The 17,888-nt window shown below is 65.1% G+C and carries 18 protein-coding genes and 1 riboswitch; of the genes, 11 read left to right on the forward strand and 7 right to left on the reverse strand.

From position 1 onward, the window contains the following. The first annotated feature begins 69 nt into the window (after positions 1-69). A complete protein-coding gene (locus RBB42_RS21815; protein WP_305971628.1) occupies positions 70-1,980 on the forward strand; it encodes a hypothetical protein in 1,911 nt (636 codons plus the stop codon). A 578-nt stretch (positions 1,981-2,558) separates the two neighbouring features. On the opposite strand, the gene RBB42_RS28160 is transcribed toward RBB42_RS21815, so the two are convergent. The 4 genes from RBB42_RS28160 to RBB42_RS21840 all read right to left on the reverse strand — a co-directional run bounded on the left by RBB42_RS28160 (position 2,559) and on the right by RBB42_RS21840 (position 7,604). Further along, positions 2,559-2,801 carry a hypothetical protein gene (locus tag RBB42_RS28160; RefSeq protein ID WP_371931813.1) on the reverse strand — a complete coding sequence of 81 codons (243 nt, stop codon included), beginning with the start codon at positions 2,799-2,801 and terminating at the stop codon, positions 2,559-2,561. A 318-nt stretch (positions 2,802-3,119) separates the two neighbouring features. Next, positions 3,120-4,874, reverse strand: a complete 1,755-nt coding sequence (locus RBB42_RS21830; protein WP_305971626.1) for a S8 family serine peptidase — start codon at positions 4,872-4,874, stop codon at positions 3,120-3,122. A gap of 1 nt (position 4,875) precedes the next feature. After that, complete coding sequence (locus tag RBB42_RS21835; protein WP_305971625.1) at positions 4,876-5,931, reverse strand: phosphatase PAP2 family protein; 1,056 nt, start codon at positions 5,929-5,931, stop codon at positions 4,876-4,878. 26 nt (positions 5,932-5,957) lie between these two features. After that, complete coding sequence (locus RBB42_RS21840) at positions 5,958-7,604, reverse strand: AfsR/SARP family transcriptional regulator (RefSeq protein WP_305971624.1); 1,647 nt, start codon at positions 7,602-7,604, stop codon at positions 5,958-5,960. A 234-nt stretch (positions 7,605-7,838) separates the two neighbouring features. After that, positions 7,839-7,941, forward strand: a riboswitch (TPP riboswitch). Between the two features lie 59 nt (positions 7,942-8,000). Between RBB42_RS21840 and thiD the strand changes: the two genes are divergently transcribed. From thiD to RBB42_RS21890, 10 genes are read left to right on the forward strand one after another with little or no spacing between them, the layout of a single operon-like run. Then, on the forward strand, positions 8,001-8,804 hold the full coding sequence (gene thiD, locus RBB42_RS21845) for a bifunctional hydroxymethylpyrimidine kinase/phosphomethylpyrimidine kinase (RefSeq protein ID WP_305971623.1): 804 nt from the start codon (positions 8,001-8,003) through the stop codon (positions 8,802-8,804). After that, positions 8,801-9,769 (forward strand): FAD-dependent oxidoreductase, encoded by a 969-nt coding sequence (locus RBB42_RS21850; RefSeq protein WP_305971622.1) that lies wholly within the window; start codon positions 8,801-8,803, stop codon positions 9,767-9,769. Before thiD ends, RBB42_RS21850 begins: the two co-directional genes overlap by 4 nt. Continuing rightward, positions 9,766-9,963: a sulfur carrier protein ThiS gene (gene thiS / locus RBB42_RS21855; RefSeq protein WP_305971621.1), complete on the forward strand. Its 198-nt coding sequence runs from the start codon at positions 9,766-9,768 to the stop codon at positions 9,961-9,963. Before RBB42_RS21850 ends, thiS begins: the two co-directional genes overlap by 4 nt. A gap of 1 nt (position 9,964) precedes the next feature. Beyond that, entirely contained in the window at positions 9,965-10,735 is a 771-nt protein-coding gene (locus tag RBB42_RS21860; protein ID WP_305971620.1) for a thiazole synthase, read from the forward strand. Next, a complete protein-coding gene (locus RBB42_RS21865; RefSeq protein ID WP_305971619.1) occupies positions 10,732-11,328 on the forward strand; it encodes a thiamine phosphate synthase in 597 nt (198 codons plus the stop codon). The genes RBB42_RS21860 and RBB42_RS21865 overlap by 4 nt, the downstream gene beginning before the upstream one ends. Next, positions 11,325-12,308 carry a HesA/MoeB/ThiF family protein gene (locus tag RBB42_RS21870; RefSeq protein WP_305971618.1) on the forward strand — a complete coding sequence of 328 codons (984 nt, stop codon included), beginning with the start codon at positions 11,325-11,327 and terminating at the stop codon, positions 12,306-12,308. The genes RBB42_RS21865 and RBB42_RS21870 overlap by 4 nt, the downstream gene beginning before the upstream one ends. Further along, on the forward strand, positions 12,305-13,240 hold the full coding sequence (locus tag RBB42_RS21875; protein ID WP_306043828.1) for an ABC transporter substrate-binding protein: 936 nt from the start codon (positions 12,305-12,307) through the stop codon (positions 13,238-13,240). Before RBB42_RS21870 ends, RBB42_RS21875 begins: the two co-directional genes overlap by 4 nt. Then, positions 13,237-13,908, forward strand: coding sequence for a thiaminase II (gene tenA / locus RBB42_RS21880; RefSeq protein WP_305971616.1), 672 nt, complete (start codon positions 13,237-13,239; stop codon positions 13,906-13,908). The genes RBB42_RS21875 and tenA overlap by 4 nt, the downstream gene beginning before the upstream one ends. Continuing rightward, the gene (locus RBB42_RS21885) at positions 13,905-14,630 is read left to right on the forward strand and encodes an ABC transporter ATP-binding protein (protein WP_371931814.1); all 726 of its coding nucleotides are present in this window, start codon (positions 13,905-13,907) and stop codon (positions 14,628-14,630) included. Before tenA ends, RBB42_RS21885 begins: the two co-directional genes overlap by 4 nt. Further along, entirely contained in the window at positions 14,627-15,379 is a 753-nt protein-coding gene (locus RBB42_RS21890; RefSeq protein ID WP_305971615.1) for an ABC transporter permease, read from the forward strand. The genes RBB42_RS21885 and RBB42_RS21890 overlap by 4 nt, the downstream gene beginning before the upstream one ends. A gap of 30 nt (positions 15,380-15,409) precedes the next feature. Here RBB42_RS21890 and glyA read toward each other — a convergent pair whose 3' ends face one another. From glyA to RBB42_RS21905, 3 genes are all read right to left on the reverse strand, one after another. After that, on the reverse strand, positions 15,410-16,705 hold the full coding sequence (glyA, locus tag RBB42_RS21895) for a serine hydroxymethyltransferase (RefSeq protein WP_305971614.1): 1,296 nt from the start codon (positions 16,703-16,705) through the stop codon (positions 15,410-15,412). Between the two features lie 102 nt (positions 16,706-16,807). Continuing rightward, complete coding sequence (locus RBB42_RS21900; protein ID WP_305971613.1) at positions 16,808-17,800, reverse strand: adenosine kinase; 993 nt, start codon at positions 17,798-17,800, stop codon at positions 16,808-16,810. 11 nt (positions 17,801-17,811) lie between these two features. Continuing rightward, positions 17,812-17,888, reverse strand: a 77-nt coding sequence (locus RBB42_RS21905; protein ID WP_305971653.1) for an adenosylhomocysteinase, incomplete at its 5' end; no start/stop codon positions are given.

A 17,888-nucleotide genomic window follows, 5' to 3' on the forward strand; every position in this document is an offset into this window, starting at 1 on the left:
GCAGGTGATGCGTCGTAGACTCTGACCACGGCCTTTCAGCCGTCCGCGAATGACGAGGAGTCGACGACCATGACCAAATCCATTTTCCTGCCCGCCCTGCTGGCAACCACCTGTCTTGTTTCCACCGCCCTTGCCTCTCCGCAGATCACCCGGATCGAACTGGGACAAGCCGGGATCGCCCGTTACACTTTCATCGCGCCGACAGAGGGCAACACGCTGTCTTTTGACGTGCCGATGCGCGATTCCGACGACGTGCTTGCCTCGCTCGTCGTGCGAGATCCTTCGGGCGGCGTCATCGACCTGCAGACCGACACGCCCGGCAGCAGCCTTGCGGCGCTGGCGGACACCATCTTTGCCGGCGGTGTACCGCGCACGACAGAGGGGCTGGTGCGGGCCATGATCGGTGAGACGCTGGAGGTCACCACCGCCCGCGGCGCCTTCACCGGGCGCGTCATGGGCGTGGGCGAAACCCAGATCGTCGAAGAAGGCAAGGACGTGACCCGCACCACCGTCCTGATGCTGACCGAGGACGGCGTGCAGGACATCGTGCTGACACCCGGTGCCCAGGTCACCTTTTCCGAGGAGGTCGCGGCACAACTGGCCCGCGCGATGGATGCCGACCGGCGCGATAGCAAGACCCGGCGTTTCGACCTGACGCTGGAGGCCGCGGACGCTCGCGACGTGCACCTGTCCTATGTGACAGAGGTCGCGGCGTGGAAGAATTCCTGGCGGCTGCTGCTGGACGAAGGCCGGTTCCAGGGCTGGGCCACGGTCGAGAATGTCTCGGGGCAGGATTGGGACGACGTGGCACTGACGCTGACCACCGGCTCTCCCGTCGCCTACCGGCGCGAACTGATCGACCCGCTGTATATTGCGCGGAACGATCCCCCCTCGGGTCCGCGCCCGATCAAGGCGGCGCCCGACCTGGGCGTCCGGGCATTGGCCGCCCCCGCCGCAGAAGCCGCTTATGCCCCCGCGGTCAAGGAAATGCTGGCGCTCGATCTTGCCAAACCCTCTGGCACGGCCCGCGCAGGCGAGGCCCTGAGCGGCGCGGGCATCCTGCGCTATGCCATGCCGCAGCCCGTCGACCTCGAAGACGGGCGCACCGCCAACCTGATGTATTTCGACATGGCAATCGAACCCGAGATCCGGGCGCTGTACCGCCCGCAAAAGACCGGCAAACAGGTCCTGATGGCCGCTTCGCTGCAGGCCGATCAGGCACTGGCGCCGGGCCTGGTCTCTGTTCAGGATGCCAACGGTTTCGTGGGCGACGCGCCCTTTACCGGCATGTTGGCTGGACAAAGCCGCCTCTTGCCCTTTGCCGAGGCCACGGGCGCCGTGGTCAACACCGACCGCCGCCAGACCCAGCGCATTTCCGCGATGATTTCCGGCGGAGAGCAGGTGACCGTCAACCTGATCACCCTGCGCACGACCCGCTATGACGCCACTCTGCCGGAAGAAGCGACGCTCTTCTCGGTCGAGCATCCCGGCGGCTTCGGAGAACTCGACCGTGCGCCGGGCAAGGTGGAACAGGGCGACGGTTTCATCCGGGTGACCGTGCCCGTCGAGGCGGGCGAGGTCTCGTTGGACGTCGTGGAACGGTCCGTCAGCCGCCGCCAGTATTCGCTGGACTCGGGTGACTTCGAGCGGTTGGTGCTGGATGTGCGCGCCGGGCGGATCGCGGTCGACGCGCCCCTGGGCGAAAGCTTTGATGCCGCGCATGACCTGCTGCGCCGCGCCCGCGCCATCCAGCAGGAGATTTCCTCTCTGGAAGACCGCCAGCGCGAATTGTCGAGCGAACAGGGCCGCCTGCGCGCGAACCTCGACGCGGTCGAGGTCGAGAGCCTGCGCAATCGCTACATCGAGGCTCTGGACAGCACCGAGACGGAAATCGTCGCTGCGGCGGACAAGCTTGACACTTTGCGTGGCGAACTGCGGACGGTCGGGACAGATCTGATCGCGCTCTTCGATCCCAAGTAACGCAAAACGGCCGCCGGCCTCTTGCAGGGCCGGCGTCCGCCATCCCGCACGACGGCGTGATGCTTTTGCCGGGTTCCGGGCCGTTCCGGGGGTGGCAAGCGCGCCACGTCCGGACCGACCCCGCGCCCGGCACAAGGTTGCGCGGGGCGGCGCTGCAGGTTGGTGGAACGCGGCCCGCCGCGCCGCCAACCGAACGGATCGACTCATTGGCAAACCAAATGCAGGCCCATGCCAACAGCTGGCCTACCCCGGCACCGACCGACGCTCGTGCGGATCTACGTCAACCACTCCTACAGCCGCGAGGAACGCGATCGCGGCCTTACGCTAGCAGCCCCCGCTGACTTTGCGCGGCACTTGACCACTGCAACCGCCCACCCAGTTAGACAAGACAAGAGCTCTGCGCATCGGGTGACTGCGCAACTTGCGCCAATGGGCATAATCACCAGCCGAGCGCCGGTCGCGGCAGGATGCAAGATCCGTGGCGGGCAAGGTACCCTCCATCGGGCACATCCTCTGTTCGTCGCTACAGGCAAAAGAAAAAGGGGGCCTCGTGGCCCCCTTTTGTCCGAACATCCAGATCACCTTGTGGAAACGACTGGCGGACTGGACGTCATCGCGTCATGAACGGCCCGCTGGAAGGTTGCTTTCTTCCGGTCGATCAACTCGATCCGGGTCTTCCGGTTGCTGGGCTTTTCATTCTGGATCTGGACGATTTCGGCCAGCGTGTAGACGCCGGGCGGCAGGCCCAGTTGTTTTGCCATCAAGTCGACGGTTTCATTTGCGAATGCCGGTCCGGAAATGGCGAACATCGTGGCGATCAAAGCAGCTTTCGTGAACATTGTACTTCCTCCAGGCTTTTTGAGTTGGGTGACACACAGGCTTCTGCGCGTATCTCCATTCAACCATGGAGGCAGGAACGGACTGTCAAAGGGGTGTCAAACAGGTGTGAAAACAACGCGAAACGAGCCGTGAAAGAGATGAAAATGCCGATTTGGTGCGTTCTCAAGGGCAATAAGCGCGTCTCACCGGCCATTTGATCAAGACACCCGTTCTGAAACGTCAGTTGTCTCTGTGGGATGAACGGCCTTTGCCGGGCGATGGCCAAGGGACACCGCCCGGCAATCGCGCCGTCAAAGGGTCTACAGTGAGAGCAGCGCCTTACCCGAGACGATTTGCATGCCGTATCCGGCGTCCTGCGCGCCTTTTTCCATATCCGGCGCAGGCACCCGGGCTTTTTCAAGTTCTTCCCTAGCTTCTTTTCCGCTCAACAAACGCTCACCGGCATTACGCTGCTTTTGCTGCAGCAAGGCGAGCAAACCGGCGATCTGGCACGATGCGGCAGAGGTTCCGCCGAACACGGTGTAAAGCGACCGTGGCATGACCTCGGTGTGGTACGGGATCGGATCGTCCGGGTTGCGATCACCCGAAGTCCTGAGGACGGGGCGTTTGTCCGCCCCCTCTTCGGCAAAGTCGTCCTCTTCGCCCGCTTCGGCCGCATAACCATACTGACCGGGAATATCGATCGCAATCAGCCCGTAGGGCGAGTAAGGACCACGGTCGCCTGCCCCCTCCGGCACGCTCACGTCCATGTCCAGGTTGCGCCCGCGCCATGTGATGTCGTCGTATCGGTGGTACCGGTCGGAAACTTCCTGTGCATCGTCCGATGGCGCATAGAACAAGGTGCCTCTCGCGTCATAGCCTGCGCTGTAGGATGCGTGGGCGCCCCGGGCATTGACGGCCCCCACCACGATCAGGTTTTCGGCGACCGGACCGCCACCATTCTTGCCCGTCAAGACAAGGTTGGCCGGGTAGTCCAGCGTGTCCGACCCGCTGTTCCCTGCCGCCATCACGACCGGTATCTTTTCCGAAATGACGGACAGAAGTGTCTCGAACAGATGCTTTTCCGCGGAGCGCGCGCCACCGGCTAGCAGCCTCGTGCCTCTCAAGGACAGGTCCTCACGCAGTTCCTTCTCGCTCGGCGGGCGAGACTTTCCGCCGTCCTCTTCCGTCGCGGGCAGATCGGAAACGCCGCGCGGGATCAGGATCACGTCCGCGTCGTGCCCCACCGCCCAGAGCAGCGCCATGATCAGGGGCCAGTATTCGGTATTGTAGACGGTGCTGATCGGAATGATATTCGCCGTCGGATGAATGCCCGCGTAGCCGATGGCATTCGGATTGCGATTGGCGGACCTGTCCGCGCCACTTTCGAGTGGCCGTGAGGATCCGTTCTGGCGATCACGACCTTCACCCTGGGCGGGCTCGGGTGCGGCGGAGGGCTTCGCATCGGTTTGTGTCGCGGCGCCATCGTCGATGCACTCCTTTTTTCCGTATCCCCCAGGGCTGGCCGCAACCAGGCCGGCGCAAGCGGTACCGTGGGCCGCGAACCTGTCAGAGGGATCAGGCAGTTCAAGGTATTTGTGCGTCTTCAGGCAATTTCCCAAGATGTCGTGAAGAACCGACCTCAACGGGTCGCCGACCGCATCGAACGCGTCTAGCAAGTCCTGGTCGCCGGCGATCCACTCCTGTATACGAGGCCAGTCGTAGTCTCTCCCGGCATAGACCGCACCCTCGAGGAACCCGGTGAAATCCACCGGATGGATCAATCGCTCCGAGGCGAGATTCGGATGCTCGAAGTGGTTGGCCCCCTTGGAAGCGGCGGCCGGGCCGCTTCCGGCACAGCCATTGTCGATAATCGCCACCGTCACGGCCTTGAACTGGCCATCTGGGTCGAAAATCTTTTTCCACTCTTCCTTTGGCTTGCCTTCGTAAGGCTCCGCGCAGTCCTCTGAATCCACAGCTTCCCAAGGTTCTACAAGAAATCCAAGCGCCTGAAGGTGCCAGAGGTAGAATAGACCTTCGCGGTCCTCGCAGGTCGTGCAATCACCATCGGCCATGTCAACTCCTCCCCTCGTACCACTCGCGCTGAACGGCCCGCATCTGGTAGCGGCAGGCATAGAACAGGTAGGGTGCGAACTTTCCCGCAAGCTCGACCCCGGCCTCGGTGTCGGACTTGTAGTGCAAGCCGGCGTATTCGCGGTTCTCGCCGATGCGCTGCGCGACGTGGAACAGTTCCTGCGTCGCGGTGTATTCGGGAATGGCCCGCGACAGCACCAGCGCCACGCAGGTATCCTGGAACGCGTGGTTCGAAGGATAGGACGGGTGCGGCGGGATTCCGATGAACGGCCGCAGCGCATTGTCGACATGCGAAGGCCGGGGCCGTGTATAGCGGGTCTTGTAGACATAGCCGACCCGTTCGGACAGTTGCAGCACGGTGGAGATCAAAGCGCGCGTCGCCCGATAGCCCGCCAATTCCTCGATCCCGAGGCGCCGTAGCATGTCCGTCGGATTGTTTGCCGCGACCTGGCGGATGATCTCTTTCTGACGGAATTCATCCCCACGCAGACGGGTCTGTTTGCGGTGCAGTTCGCGCACTTCTTCGCGGGTTTCCTGCATGCCCGGCGGCGGCTGCAGCGGCAGACGCTCATACGCATAGACATTCTTGCTGAGTTTCTGTTTCGCTATGTTCGACACATAGGCGTTGTGGGCCTTTGCAAGACCGGCATCCTCGTTCTTTGCGGTATTGAGCGTGCCTTCAAACTCCGCAGCCGCCGTCGTTTCAATGGCGATGTCTCTCAATTGCACGAGGTCCCGCAATTCGCGCCAAGTCGAGATGACCTGATCACCGAATGCCGGAACCGGATCGCCGTTCAACGCCGGAGAGCCAGTCGGCGCCGTGCCCGCGCCCTGCGTGCTGGCGCTGAAATGGGCGTGCGCGTGGGCATGCGCGTTGAAATGCGCATGGGCATGGGCGTGGGCATGGGCGCTTGGCCCCGGCGTCGTGGCCCGCGCAAGCGGTGCAACATCCCTTTGTTCTTTTCCGTCATGGCGGAAGAGCTTCCCTCTCCGCCCAAGCCGAAGGCTGGGCCCGTCTAGGCGATGTTCTTCCGACATTGGTGGTTCCTCCGGTTTTGGGGGGGTCAACTGGCGGCCTTCTCGGCAGTGCGCAGGCCGGAAATCAGGAAGCGGCGCACATGGTCCGCGGGAACTGGCGCAGCCGGATCCTCAAGCCTGCGCCATGTGAAACCCGGGTCCCGCTTCTCGATCCTTCGATAGGTCGCTGCCGCCGAGACCAAATCCCCGGATTGGGCATAGTTTGCGGCCAGGTAGCGCAGTGTCGGCAAAAAAGGCTGTGTCCCCGGGATCTGCTGGGACAAGGACCTCGTCCCATATTGGATCGCCTTTTCGAAGCTGCCGGACAGGGAATGCGCCATTTGCCTGAGAGAGCCGAACAGATACTGGTAAGGGCTGTCGCGGCCGAAGCGAACTGCGCGCGCCGCTGCGACTTTCGCGGTGTCGTAGTCACCGGTGTAGCAGGCGAGCGTTCCTTTGGCGTAGTGATACAAGGCAAGGTCCGGAGGATCCGATTGAAGAGGCGCAATGAGGGCAGCGGCGCGTCCGAAGTCCCGGAAGACAAAGCTGTAGACATGCGAAAGCAGCGAGCGTGCCAGCGGATTGTGCGGATCAGCCTCGATCGCACGGGCGGCCCAGAAATCGGCCCGCGCCCGGATCTCGTTGAGGTCGAGCACTTTGGCCTCGAGAAGATGAGCCGAAGAATAGGCGCTCCAGGCGAAGTAAGACGCCTTTGGTTGCAGATCGCACGCTTTTTCAAGCGCATGGGTCGCTTCGGCAAGGGACCGCTCCGACCGCCGCATCAGGCGATCGACGCCTTCGATGAGGTTGCGTGCAGCCTCGCGCTCGGCGGTCATCCCGCCGAGCCCGGAATGAAGAAGCTTGTTGCAGATCTCGTCGACCAGTTGCGCCGTCATCTCTGACAGGAGTTCGGTTGCCAGAGATGCCGTTTCGAGCTGGCGTTGTTTGCTCCAGATTACAAACTGGTTCTCCACCTTGAAAATCTTGAACGACAGGCTTGTCGCCGCACCAAGAGACAGGGCCTGGACCTTCAGGAACAGATCCGCAGGACGGGCCCCGGCGGCGGCGACATCACGGAAATCATGGATGTCGAAAACTTCGTAGTACCTGAGGTTCGTCGCAATCTTGTCGATCACCAAGTTGGCAACCAGTTTCGCCGTATCATCGTTCACGGACGTTAATACCGGCAGGATACCCAGGCTCAGCCGTGGTCCGTTTTCGCAGTCGGTGCCGCTGGTATGGGATACCGTCGGCCTTGCATCGGATCCTTCCGAATTGACGCGCATTTCGGAGAGCCAGATATTGAATTGGGGATCCTTGATATCGATCCCTTCTAGGAATTCCCGTCGAGAGGCGGCATTTACGTCTGGATCGAAGTAGTCGATTTTCAGATGATCCCGGGCCAGGAGGACCGGCCCGCCATCCGTGAGCAAGATCCGCTTTGCGTCTTGCCGGAACATGCGCCGCAATTGAGACAGGGCTTGTCTAAGGCTGTTGCGGGCTTGTTGTTCCCCCCTGTCACTCCAGAGCTTGTCTTGAAGCATGGCCCTGGAACAGGGTCGGTCACCATAAATTGCGAGGATTGCCAGCAGTCCCTTGGCCTTCTCTCCGCACGTGCCCGTCAAAATATCCCTGCCCTCTCTGTCGAGAACCTGGATCGGTCCGAAGAGCTTCAGTTCATATGTCGGTGCCATGCTTTCGACGCCTGGAAACGCTTCAATCACCCTTAGTGTAGCGCATTTGCCACGGAGCCCGAACATTTTCGTTTGCCGCGGCGCGGAATTCACACCTTTTTCACATTCGACCTCGCCATCTCGCCTGCCCGCCGGCTCCAGAGGCAAAGCGCCGTCATCGGTTTGGGGAACAGGTCAATTGGTTCCGGGATTATCCCCCGGTTGCCACTGCCGCGGCGAGGCGCTACGGTGCCGCCAAATCCGTTGGGGTGCCCTGCAACAGGGCTGAGAGGCATCGCGCCGACCCATCGAACCTGATCCGGGCAATGCCGGCGTAGGGAACGGAGATCGCGCACGCAGGCAAACCGCCTGCCCGTTTTCCAGACTCTTCCCGCGTGCCCTTGTGCGGAGGAGAAAATGGAAAAGGTCGCGAAACTCCTGATCATTGCAGGCTCCGACAGCGGTGGAGGCGCTGGCATTCAGGCCGATCTCAAGGCCGCCTCGGCGCTTGGCGTCTACGGTGCCACGGCGATCACGGCCGTCACCGCACAGAACACGGTGGGCGTTCAATCCGTCGCGACGCTGGCCCAAGAGATGGTGGCGGCGCAGATCCGCTCGGTGCTCGACGACATTGACATCGACGCGGTGAAGATCGGGATGCTGGGCGCGGTCGAGATCATCGAGGCGGTGGCGCAGGCCTTGCAGGGCTTCGCCGGTCCGGTGGTCCTGGACCCGGTGATGGTTGCGAAGTCCGGGGATGCTCTGCTGGACGCGTCGGCGGTCACGGCGTTGCGCGATCACCTGCTGCCCCGCGCAACGATGCTGACCCCGAACTTGCCCGAGGCCGCCCGGCTTCTGGAACACGATCCCGCAACCACGTCTGAAAGGATGGAAGCGCAAGGCGCGGCGCTGCGAGCGCTCGGGCCGGACGCGGTGCTCATGAAAGGCGGCCACGCCGAAGGTGAAACCTGCCGCGACCTGCTGGTGACAGAGGCTGGTTTCACTGCTTTCGAGGCGCCGCGCCTGACCACGCGCAACACCCATGGCACGGGCTGCTCCCTGTCCTCGGCCATCGCGGCCGAAATGGCCAAGGGCGCTGCACCGGAGGCCGCTGTCCGCCGCGCGCATGGCTGGCTGCACGGGGCCATCGCCGCGGCGGACCGGCTGGAGGTCGGACGCGGTCACGGGCCAGTGCACCATTTCCACGAGGTCTGGGCATGAGCGCGGAAGTCACGATCCTGGGCGCCGGAGTCGCTGGGTTGTGCGTCGCGCATGAACTGGCGGACAGGGGCGCGGCGGTCCGCATCCTTGATCCCGCGGGCGGGCCCGGTCCTGAATGCTGTTCCTGGTGGGCTGGCGGAATGCTGGCCCCGTTCTGCGAAGGCGAAGCAGCGGAAGAGCCGGTGACACGTCTGGGCGCGCAAGCCGCGGACTGGTGGCAGGCGGCTGGCGTGCCGGTGGCGCGGGATGGAACGCTGGTGGTCGCCCTTGGCCGCGACCGGGGAGAGTTGGACCGTTTCGCCCGACGGACGGAGGGGCATCGGCGCCTTGATGGCGAGCAACTCGCCGCGCTTGAGCCGGTTCTTTCGGGGCGGGTCTCTGGCGGTCTTCACTTTGCCCAAGAGTCACATATTGATCCGCGGACCGCGCTGGGCACCTTGCGACAGGGCCTTGCTGCACGCGGTGTTTGTGTCGCGGCGAACGGCGACCTGAACGGCACCGTGATCGATTGCCGGGGCCTTGCCGCGCGCGACCGGCTGCCCCAGTTGCGTGGCGTTCGTGGCGAGATGGCGGTGCTGCGCGCGCCGGAGGTTACGCTGCGCCGGACGATGCGGATGCTGCATCCGCGCCACCCTCTCTATCTCGTGCCGCGAGGGGACGGTGTCTACATGCTGGGCGCCACCCAGGTCGAGAGCGACGGGCGTGGCCCCCCTACCCTGCGTTCGGTGGCGGAACTGCTGAACGCCGCCTATGCCCTGCACCCGGCCTTTGCCGAGGCCGAGGTGCTGGAAATCGGCGCCGATGCGCGCCCCGCCTTTCCCGACAACCTGCCGCGGATCGTCCCGCAAGGCGACCGCATCCATGTCAACGGCCTGTTCCGGCACGGCTTCCTGCTGGCCCCCGCGATGGCGCGGATGGTGGCAGGGCTGGTGCTGGACGGCGAGCACTCGGAGTTCCTGCAATGAAGATCATCTTGAACGGCGCACCCACAGATATCGCGGCGACCGACCTTGCCACGGCCCTGGACGAACTGGGCTACGGACAGGCGCGCGTCGCGACGGCGGTGAACGAGACCTTCGTGCCCACCGCCGCGCGCGCCCAGCATGCCTTGGCCGAAGGCGACCGGCTGGAAATCCTCGCACCCCGGCAGGGAGGCTGACATGCCCGTTTTCTACGGAACCGAAATCGCATCCCCCCTGATGCTGGGCACGGCTCAGTACCCCTCTCCCGCGGTGCTGGCCGAGGCGTTTCACCGCTCCGGCGCGGGCGTCGTGACGGTGTCGCTCCGGCGCGAGGCAGCGGGCGGTGACGGCCAGGGGTTCTGGGACTTGATCCGCGGTCTGGGTATCCCCGTCCTCCCCAACACCGCCGGCTGTCATTCCGCACATGAGGCGGTGACAACCGCCCATATGGCGCGCGAGATCTTCGGCACGGACTGGATCAAGCTCGAGGTGATCGGCCACGCGGACACACTGCAGCCCGATCCCTTCGAACTGGTCGAAGCGGCGCGGATCCTCTGCGCGGACGGCTTCAAGGTCTTTCCCTACACGACCGAGGACGGGATCCTTGGCGGTCGCCTGTTGGATGCGGGCTGCGAGGTCCTGATGCCCTGGGGCGCCCCCATCGGCACCGGGCTGGGTCTGAACAACGTCTACGGTCTGCGCACTCTGCGCGCGCAGTTTCCCGAGGTACCGATGGTGATCGATGCGGGGCTGGGCCTGCCCAGCCAGGCGGCACAGGCGATGGAGTTGGGCTTTGACGCCGTGCTGCTGAACACGGCGGTGGCCAAGGCCGGCGATCCTGCGGCCATGGCCGAGGGGTTCGCCCGCGCGCTGGAGGCCGGACGGCTGGCGCGCTCTGCCGATCCGATGGAACCGCGCGACATGGCCGCCCCCTCTACCCCCGTGCTGGGACTGGCGGTGCTGGAATGACGCTGGATCGCTTTTATCCGATTTTCGATCACCCCGACTGGCTGGAACGGGCGCTGCCCCTCGGCGTCAAGCTGGTGCAACTGCGTATGAAGGACCGCCCCGAGGCCGACCTCCGCGCGTTCATCCAACGATCGCGCGATCTCTGCCGGGCGGCGGGTGCGGTTCTGGTGGTCAACGACCACTGGCGGCTGGCGGCGGAGTTGGGCTGCGGCTGGGTGCACCTGGGGCAAGAGGACCTCGACACGGCCGACCTGCAAGCAATCCGCGGCGCCGGGCTGAAGCTGGGCATTTCCACCCATGACGAGGCCGAACTGACCCGCGCGCTGGAGTGCAGGCCGGATTACGTGGCCCTGGGTCCGGTCTGGCCGACCATCCTGAAGAAGATGAAGTGGCACGAACAAGGTCTGGACCGCGTGACAGACTGGAAGCGTAGGGTTGGCGATCTGCCGCTGGTGGCCATCGGCGGGCTGTCGACCGCCCGCGCGCCGCAGGCCTTCGCAGCCGGGGCCGACATAGTATCGGTCGTGACGGATATCACCCTGAACGCCGACCCCGAGGCGCGCATCCGCGAATGGATCGAGGTGACGCGATGACCCGCTACGTCCGGCAGATCGCGGTACCGGAACTGGGCGCGGCGGGACAGGATCGGCTACACGCGGCCTCTGTTCTGGTGGTGGGCGCCGGCGGGCTGGCGGCACCGGTTCTGCAATATCTTGCCGGTGCCGGTGTCGGGCATCTCCGGCTGGTTGATCCCGATCACGTGGACGAAAGCAACCTGCACCGGCAGACGGTCTTTCGCGCGGGGGACCTCGGCCAGCCAAAGGCCACAGCCGCCGCAAGGTCGCTGGACGGGCTGAACCCTGATTGCCGGATAGAACCGGTGACTGTCGCGCTTGATCCGGGCAACGCCGCGGCGCTGGCAGCGGGCGTGACTCTGGTGCTGGACTGCGCCGACAGTTTCGCCGCCAGCTACATCCTGTCGGAACTCTGCCAGGAACTCGGGTTGCCGCTCATCAGTGCTTCGGTCACCGGGACAGAAGGCTATTGCGGCGGTTTCTGCGGCGGGGCGCCCTCGTTGCGCGCGATCTTCCCCGACCTGCCCGAGCGGCTGGGCTCCTGCGCCGAAGACGGTGTGCTGGGCCCGGTCGTCGGGGTCATCGGCAGTCTGCAGGCCCAGATGGCGCTGACCGTGCTTGCAGGGATCGGTCCCTCACCTCTGGGCCGGGTCACAAGCTATGACGGGCGGGCGCATCGGTTCGGCGGGTTCTCGTTCGTCGGTGCGCCCGAACCGGACAACTGTTTCCGCTTCATCAGTCCCACCGCCATCGCAGCCGGCGATTTCGTCGTGGATTTGCGCGCGCCCGACGAAGGGCCGCTTGTCCGCGACGGTGCCTTGCGCCTTGCGGCCGATGACCTCGGCCCGGACGGCCCGGTGCCCGCCCCCGGCCAGCGCGCGGTGCTGTGCTGCCGCTCGGGCCAACGTTCCTGGACCGCGGCCGAACGGCTTTCGCGCGTCTGGGACGGAGAAATTACCCTTGTCGCCCTTGGCGACCAAACCGGAGCGACCTCATGAGAGTCCTGACCCTGCTGTTCTGCCTTTGCGCCGCGCCTGCCGCGGCTGCCGACAAGATGACCCTTGTTCTCGACTGGTTCGTGAACCCCGATCACGGGCCGATCATCATTGCCAAGGAAAAGGGCTATTTCGCCGATGCCGGTCTGGAGGTCGAGATCGTGGCCCCGGCCGACCCCGCCGACCCGCCCAAGATGGCGGCGGCCGGCAAGGCCGACCTCGCCATCTCCTACCAGCCGCAATTGCACCTGCAAGTGGCGGAAGGTCTGCCGCTGAAACGCGTCGGCACGCTGGTCGCCACGCCGCTGAACTGCCTGCTGGTCCTCGACAACGGTCCAATCGCGGAAATCGCGGACCTCAAGGGCCGCAAGGTCGGCTTCTCGGTCGCCGGTGTCGAAGAGGCGCTTTTGTCGGCCATGCTGGCCCCTGCCGGTCTCGGGATGCAGGATATCGAGCTGGTCAACGTCAACTGGGCGCTCTCGCCCTCTATCATGTCGGGCCAAGTGGACGCGGTCATCGGTGCTTTCCGGAATTTCGAACTGAACCAGATGGAGATCGAGGGCGTCGCCGGCCGCTGTTTCTACCCCGAGGAAGAAGGCGTCCCCGCCTACGACGAGTTGATCTACGTCGCCAATCCCAACCGGATGGATCCCGACATGATCGACCGGTTCCTGGCGGCCACCGAAGAGGCCGTGCAATACATCGTCAACCATCCGCAGGAAAGCTGGGAAATCTTCGCCGCCTCCTCTGCCGAACTCGACGACGAATTGAACGCGAAGGCCTGGCAGGACACGCTTCCGCGCTTTGCCCTGCGCCCTGCCGCGCTGGACACCGGCCGCTATGCCCGGTTCGAGCGGTTCCTGAAGTCGGTGGATCTGATCGAAGAGATCCGGCCTGTTTCGGACCTCGCCATCATGACGGATGCGGATCAATGAGTTACGGTCGTACCTTCCCCCTGTGGCGCGCCGCGTCGGGCGAGAACTGGCAGAACTATACCCGCCACGCCTTTGTCGAAGGGCTCTCTGACGGGAGCCTGCCGCGCGCTGCCTTTCTGCATTATCTTGTCCAGGACTACGTCTTTCTCGTCCATTTCGCACGGGCTTGGGGGCTGGCCGTCACCAAAGCCGGAACAATAGAAGAAATGCGCGCCTGTGCGGCGACAACACAGGCGCTGATCGACGAGGAAATGCGGCTGCACGTGCAGACCTGCGCCGCAGAAGGGATCGACGAGGCGACCCTGCAGGCCGCCGAGGAACGGCCGGAAAACCTCGCCTATACGCGCTACGTTCTGGACGCGGGTCACGCCGGTGACTTCGCAGATCTGTTGGCGGCCCTGGCGCCCTGCGTGCTGGGCTACGGCGAAATCGGGGCGCGGCTGGCCAACGAGGCCACATCGGACACCTATCGCGACTGGATCGGCACCTATGGCAGCGCCGAATACCAGGCGCTGTGCACCGAGGTCGGCGCGCTGATCGACGGCGCGGTGGCGCGCAGGCTGGGTCCCGCGCCCAAAGACAGCCCGCGCTGGACCGACCTCTGCCGCCGCTTTGCCACGGCAACGCGGCTGGAAATCGGGTTCTGGGACATGGGGTTGGCCCCGTGAAGCCACCGGGGCTTGCCTTCTCCGGTCGCGTCACTTTGGGCGATACGGTCCTGCTCGGCCCCGTTGCGATGCGGGCAGAGCCGGGACGCTGGACCTGCCTGCTGGGACCTTCGGGGATGGGCAAGTCCACCCTGCTGCACTGCCTGGCCGGCCTGACCGACGGCTTGACCCTCGACGGGCGGATCGAAGCCGGTGACGGGCGTCCCCTGGCCGGGCGCGTGGCCTTGATGGCGCAGTCCGACGGCCTGCTGCCCTGGCTCACCGTGGCCCAAAACGTGACGCTTGGCGCGCGAATGCGCCGCGAAGCGCCTGACCGGGACCGCGCCCGCACTCTTCTGGCCCGCGTCGGCCTGACCGATCTGGCAGGACGCAAGCCGCACGCTCTGTCCGGCGGGCAACGGCAACGCGCGGCCCTGGCCCGGACTCTATACGAGGACCGACCGGTGGTGCTGCTGGATGAGCCTTTCTCTGCGCTCGACGTGGCGACACGGGCGCGGATGCAGGACCTGGCCGCAGTCGAACTGGGCGGTCGGACGGTCCTACATGTCACCCACGACCCGGCAGAGGCCGCAAGGCTGGGTGAACGCATCCTGATCCTGACCGCAGGGGGCATCGAGACAATCGACCCGGAAGGCGCCGCACCGATCCCTCGTGTACCCGACGATCCGGACACCCTTTCAACAACCGGACGCCTCACCCGCCTGTTGCTGGAGGTCGCATGAACCTGTTGCGCATCGGCCTTCCGCTGTTGATCGGCCTCGCGCTCTGGCAAGGTATCATTCTTGCGCTCGACATGCCCTCTTTCATCCTGCCGGGGCCGCTGCGCGTGGCAGAGGCGCTATGGGACAATCGGGCATTGCTGGTCGAACATGCGCGCATCACGATTTCCGAGGTTCTGCTCGGGCTCTTGCTGGGTGCCGTTCTCGGCTGGATCTCCGCCACGCTGCTGGCCCTGTCGCCGGTCGCCGCGCGGGCGCTGAGGCCCTTGCTCGTCTTCAGCCAGGCCATTCCCGTCTTCGCCCTTGCGCCGATCTTTACCCTCTGGTTCGGCTACGGGCTGGGATCCAAGATCGCCATGGCGCTGCTCATTATCTATTTTCCGGTGACCTCGGCCTTCTACGATGCGCTGATCAAGACGCCGCCCGCCTGGGTCTCGCAGGCACGGATCATGGGGGCGGGTCGGACCCGCATCCTGTGGTGTGTTCGGATGCCCGCGGCGCTGCCCGGCCTGATGTCGGGGCTGCGGCTGGCGGCGGTCTACGCGCCGATCGGGGCGATCATCGGCGAATGGGTCGGCGCCTCGCGCGGGCTGGGCTACCTGATGTTGCTGGCCAACGGACGGGCCAAGATCGACCTGATGTTCGCCGCGGTTCTGGTGGTCGCGCTCCTGACCATCCTGCTGCACCGTGCTGTTGACGCGCTGGCGCATCAAGTGGAGATGCGCCAGCAGGGTATGAAAGGAAACGGCTGAAAGGGGACCGCACCAAACGCCAATCCGGGTTCAGAGCTCGGGATAGATCGGGAAGCGTTTGCAGAGGGCGTCGACCTCGGCGCGGACCTTGGCCTCGACCTTGGCGTTGCCGTCCTCGCCGTTGGCGGCCAGGCCGTCGACCACCTCGATGATCCAGTCGGCGATCTGGCGGAACTCGGCCTCGCCGAAGCCGCGGGTGGTGCCCGCCGGCGATCCCAGCCGGATGCCGCTGGTCACGGTGGGCTTTTCCGGATCGAAGGGCACGCCGTTCTTGTTGCAGGTGATATGCGCGCGGCCCAGCGCCTTTTCGGTGGCATTGCCCTTGACGCCCTTGGGCCGCAGGTCGACCAGCACCACATGCGTGTCGGTGCCATGCGTGACCGTGTCCAGCCCGCCCTTGATCAGCTGGTCCGACAGCGCCTGCGCGTTCCGGATCACGTTCTGCTGGTAGGTCTTGAAGTCCGGCCGCAGCGCCTCGCCGAAGGCCACCGCCTTGGCGGCGATCACATGCATCAGGGGGCCGCCCTGGATACCCGGGAAGATCGCCGAATTCACTTTCTTTGCGATATCTTCATCATTGGTCAGGATCATGCCCCCACGCGGCCCGCGCAGGGTCTTGTGCGTGGTGGTGGTGGCCACATGGGCATGCGGGAAAGGCGAGGGATGTTCGCCCGCGGCCACCAGACCGGCGAAATGCGCCATGTCGACGTGCAGCCAGGCGCCGACGCTGTCGGCGATCTCGCGCATGCGGGCGAAATCGATCTGCCGCGGGATGGCCGACCCGCCGGCGATGATCATCTTCGGCTGGTGCTCCTGCGCCAGCGCCGCGACCTGGTCGTAGTCCAGCGTGTTGTCCTGCTGGCGGACGCCGTATTGCACGGCGTTGAACCACTTGCCGGACTGGTTCGGTTTCGCACCGTGGGTCAGATGGCCGCCGGCGTCCAGGCTCATGCCCAGGATGGTGTCGCCGGGCTTCAGGAGCGCCTGGAAGACACCCTGGTTGGCCTGGCTGCCCGAGTTCGGCTGCACGTTGGCAAAGCCGCAGTCGAAGAGCTGTTTCGCCCGGTCGATGGCCAGGTTTTCGGCCACGTCGACCCACTGGCAGCCGCCATAGTAGCGCCGGCCGGGATAGCCTTCGGCGTATTTGTTCGTCATCACCGAACCCTGCGCCTCCATCACCGCGCGCGAGACGATGTTCTCGGAGGCGATCAGCTCGATCTCGTCGCGCTGCCGGCCAAGCTCGCCGGTGATCGCCTGCCGGATTTCCGGATCTCTGGACGACAGTTTTTCGGTAAAGAAAGGGGCAACAGGGGTTTGCACGGTCATGACAGTGTCCTCTCGCTGGGTCCGGCGTGCCGGGGGCAGCAGTGGGCCGGAGCGATGATCACGCTCCGGCCGGTCTGTTTGTTGGCCAGTTCGGGGGCCGGCTCAGGCCGCCGGAAGGGCGATGGCCCGGGCTGCCGCACCGTCGCGCGCGCCATAGTGGCCGAGCACGCTGGCCGCCAGCCCTGCGCCCATGCCTCCGGCCCGGTCCACCGGCAAGCCCTGAGCCAGCCCTGCAAGGAAGCCGCTGGCATAGGCGTCACCCGCGCCGGTGGTGTCGATCACCTGGGCGACAGGGGCCGCGGGCACATGATGCCGGCCATTCGCATCAGCCACCCACGAGCCCTTTTCGTGCTCGGTGACGGCGGCGACGGCGACCTTGGACATGGCCCAGTCCAGCGCCGCCTCGGCGTTGTCGTTCTCCGCCAGTGCACCGATTTCGGCATGATTGCCGATCAGTACGTCGACATAGCGCGAAACGGTGTTGCGCATCACCCCGATGTTGCGCTCCACGCAGCCTGCATCGGACGGCGTCAGCGCCACGGTCGCGCCCGCGGCCTTTGCCATCTGGGCCAGCGTTTCGATCACGGCGGCGCCATGCGGAGCGTCCCAGATATAGCCCTCGATGAAGAGGATATCGAACTCCTCCGGCAACGCCGCGCGTGCCTCGAAAGGCATCAGGGTCGTCGCCGCACCGAGGTAGGTGCTCATGGTACGTTCGCCATCCGGGGTCACAAGAACCACGCAGCGCCCGGTCCCGTGATCGTCGTTTTGGGCGACCGCGACAGGCGCGGCCAGTTCAAGACCGACCATCTCGTCGAGAAAGGTCGCGCCGAGATCGTCATCGGCGACCTTGCCGATGTAGGTGCCCCGCACCGGCGTATCGGCCAGATGCGCGATGGTATTGGCGACAGAGCCGCCGGACTGGCGCACGCCCGGTCCGACCTCCTTGAACAGGGCATGGGCGGCCTCGGCCTCGACCAGGTGCATCCCGCCCGGTGTCAGCCCGTGACGGCTGAGCACCTCGGGCGACACGGCGGCGACGACATCGACCAGGGCATTGCCCAGGCCGACGATATGCGGTGTGCGATTGCTCATTTCGCCCTCCCTCAATACCGGTAGTGTTCCGGCTTGAACGGTCCTTCGGGCGCGACGCCGATGTAGTCGGCCTGGTCCTTGGACAGTT

Source organism: Mameliella sp. MMSF_3455 (genome assembly GCF_030733205.1).
GTDB lineage: Bacteria > Pseudomonadota > Alphaproteobacteria > Rhodobacterales > Rhodobacteraceae > Antarctobacter.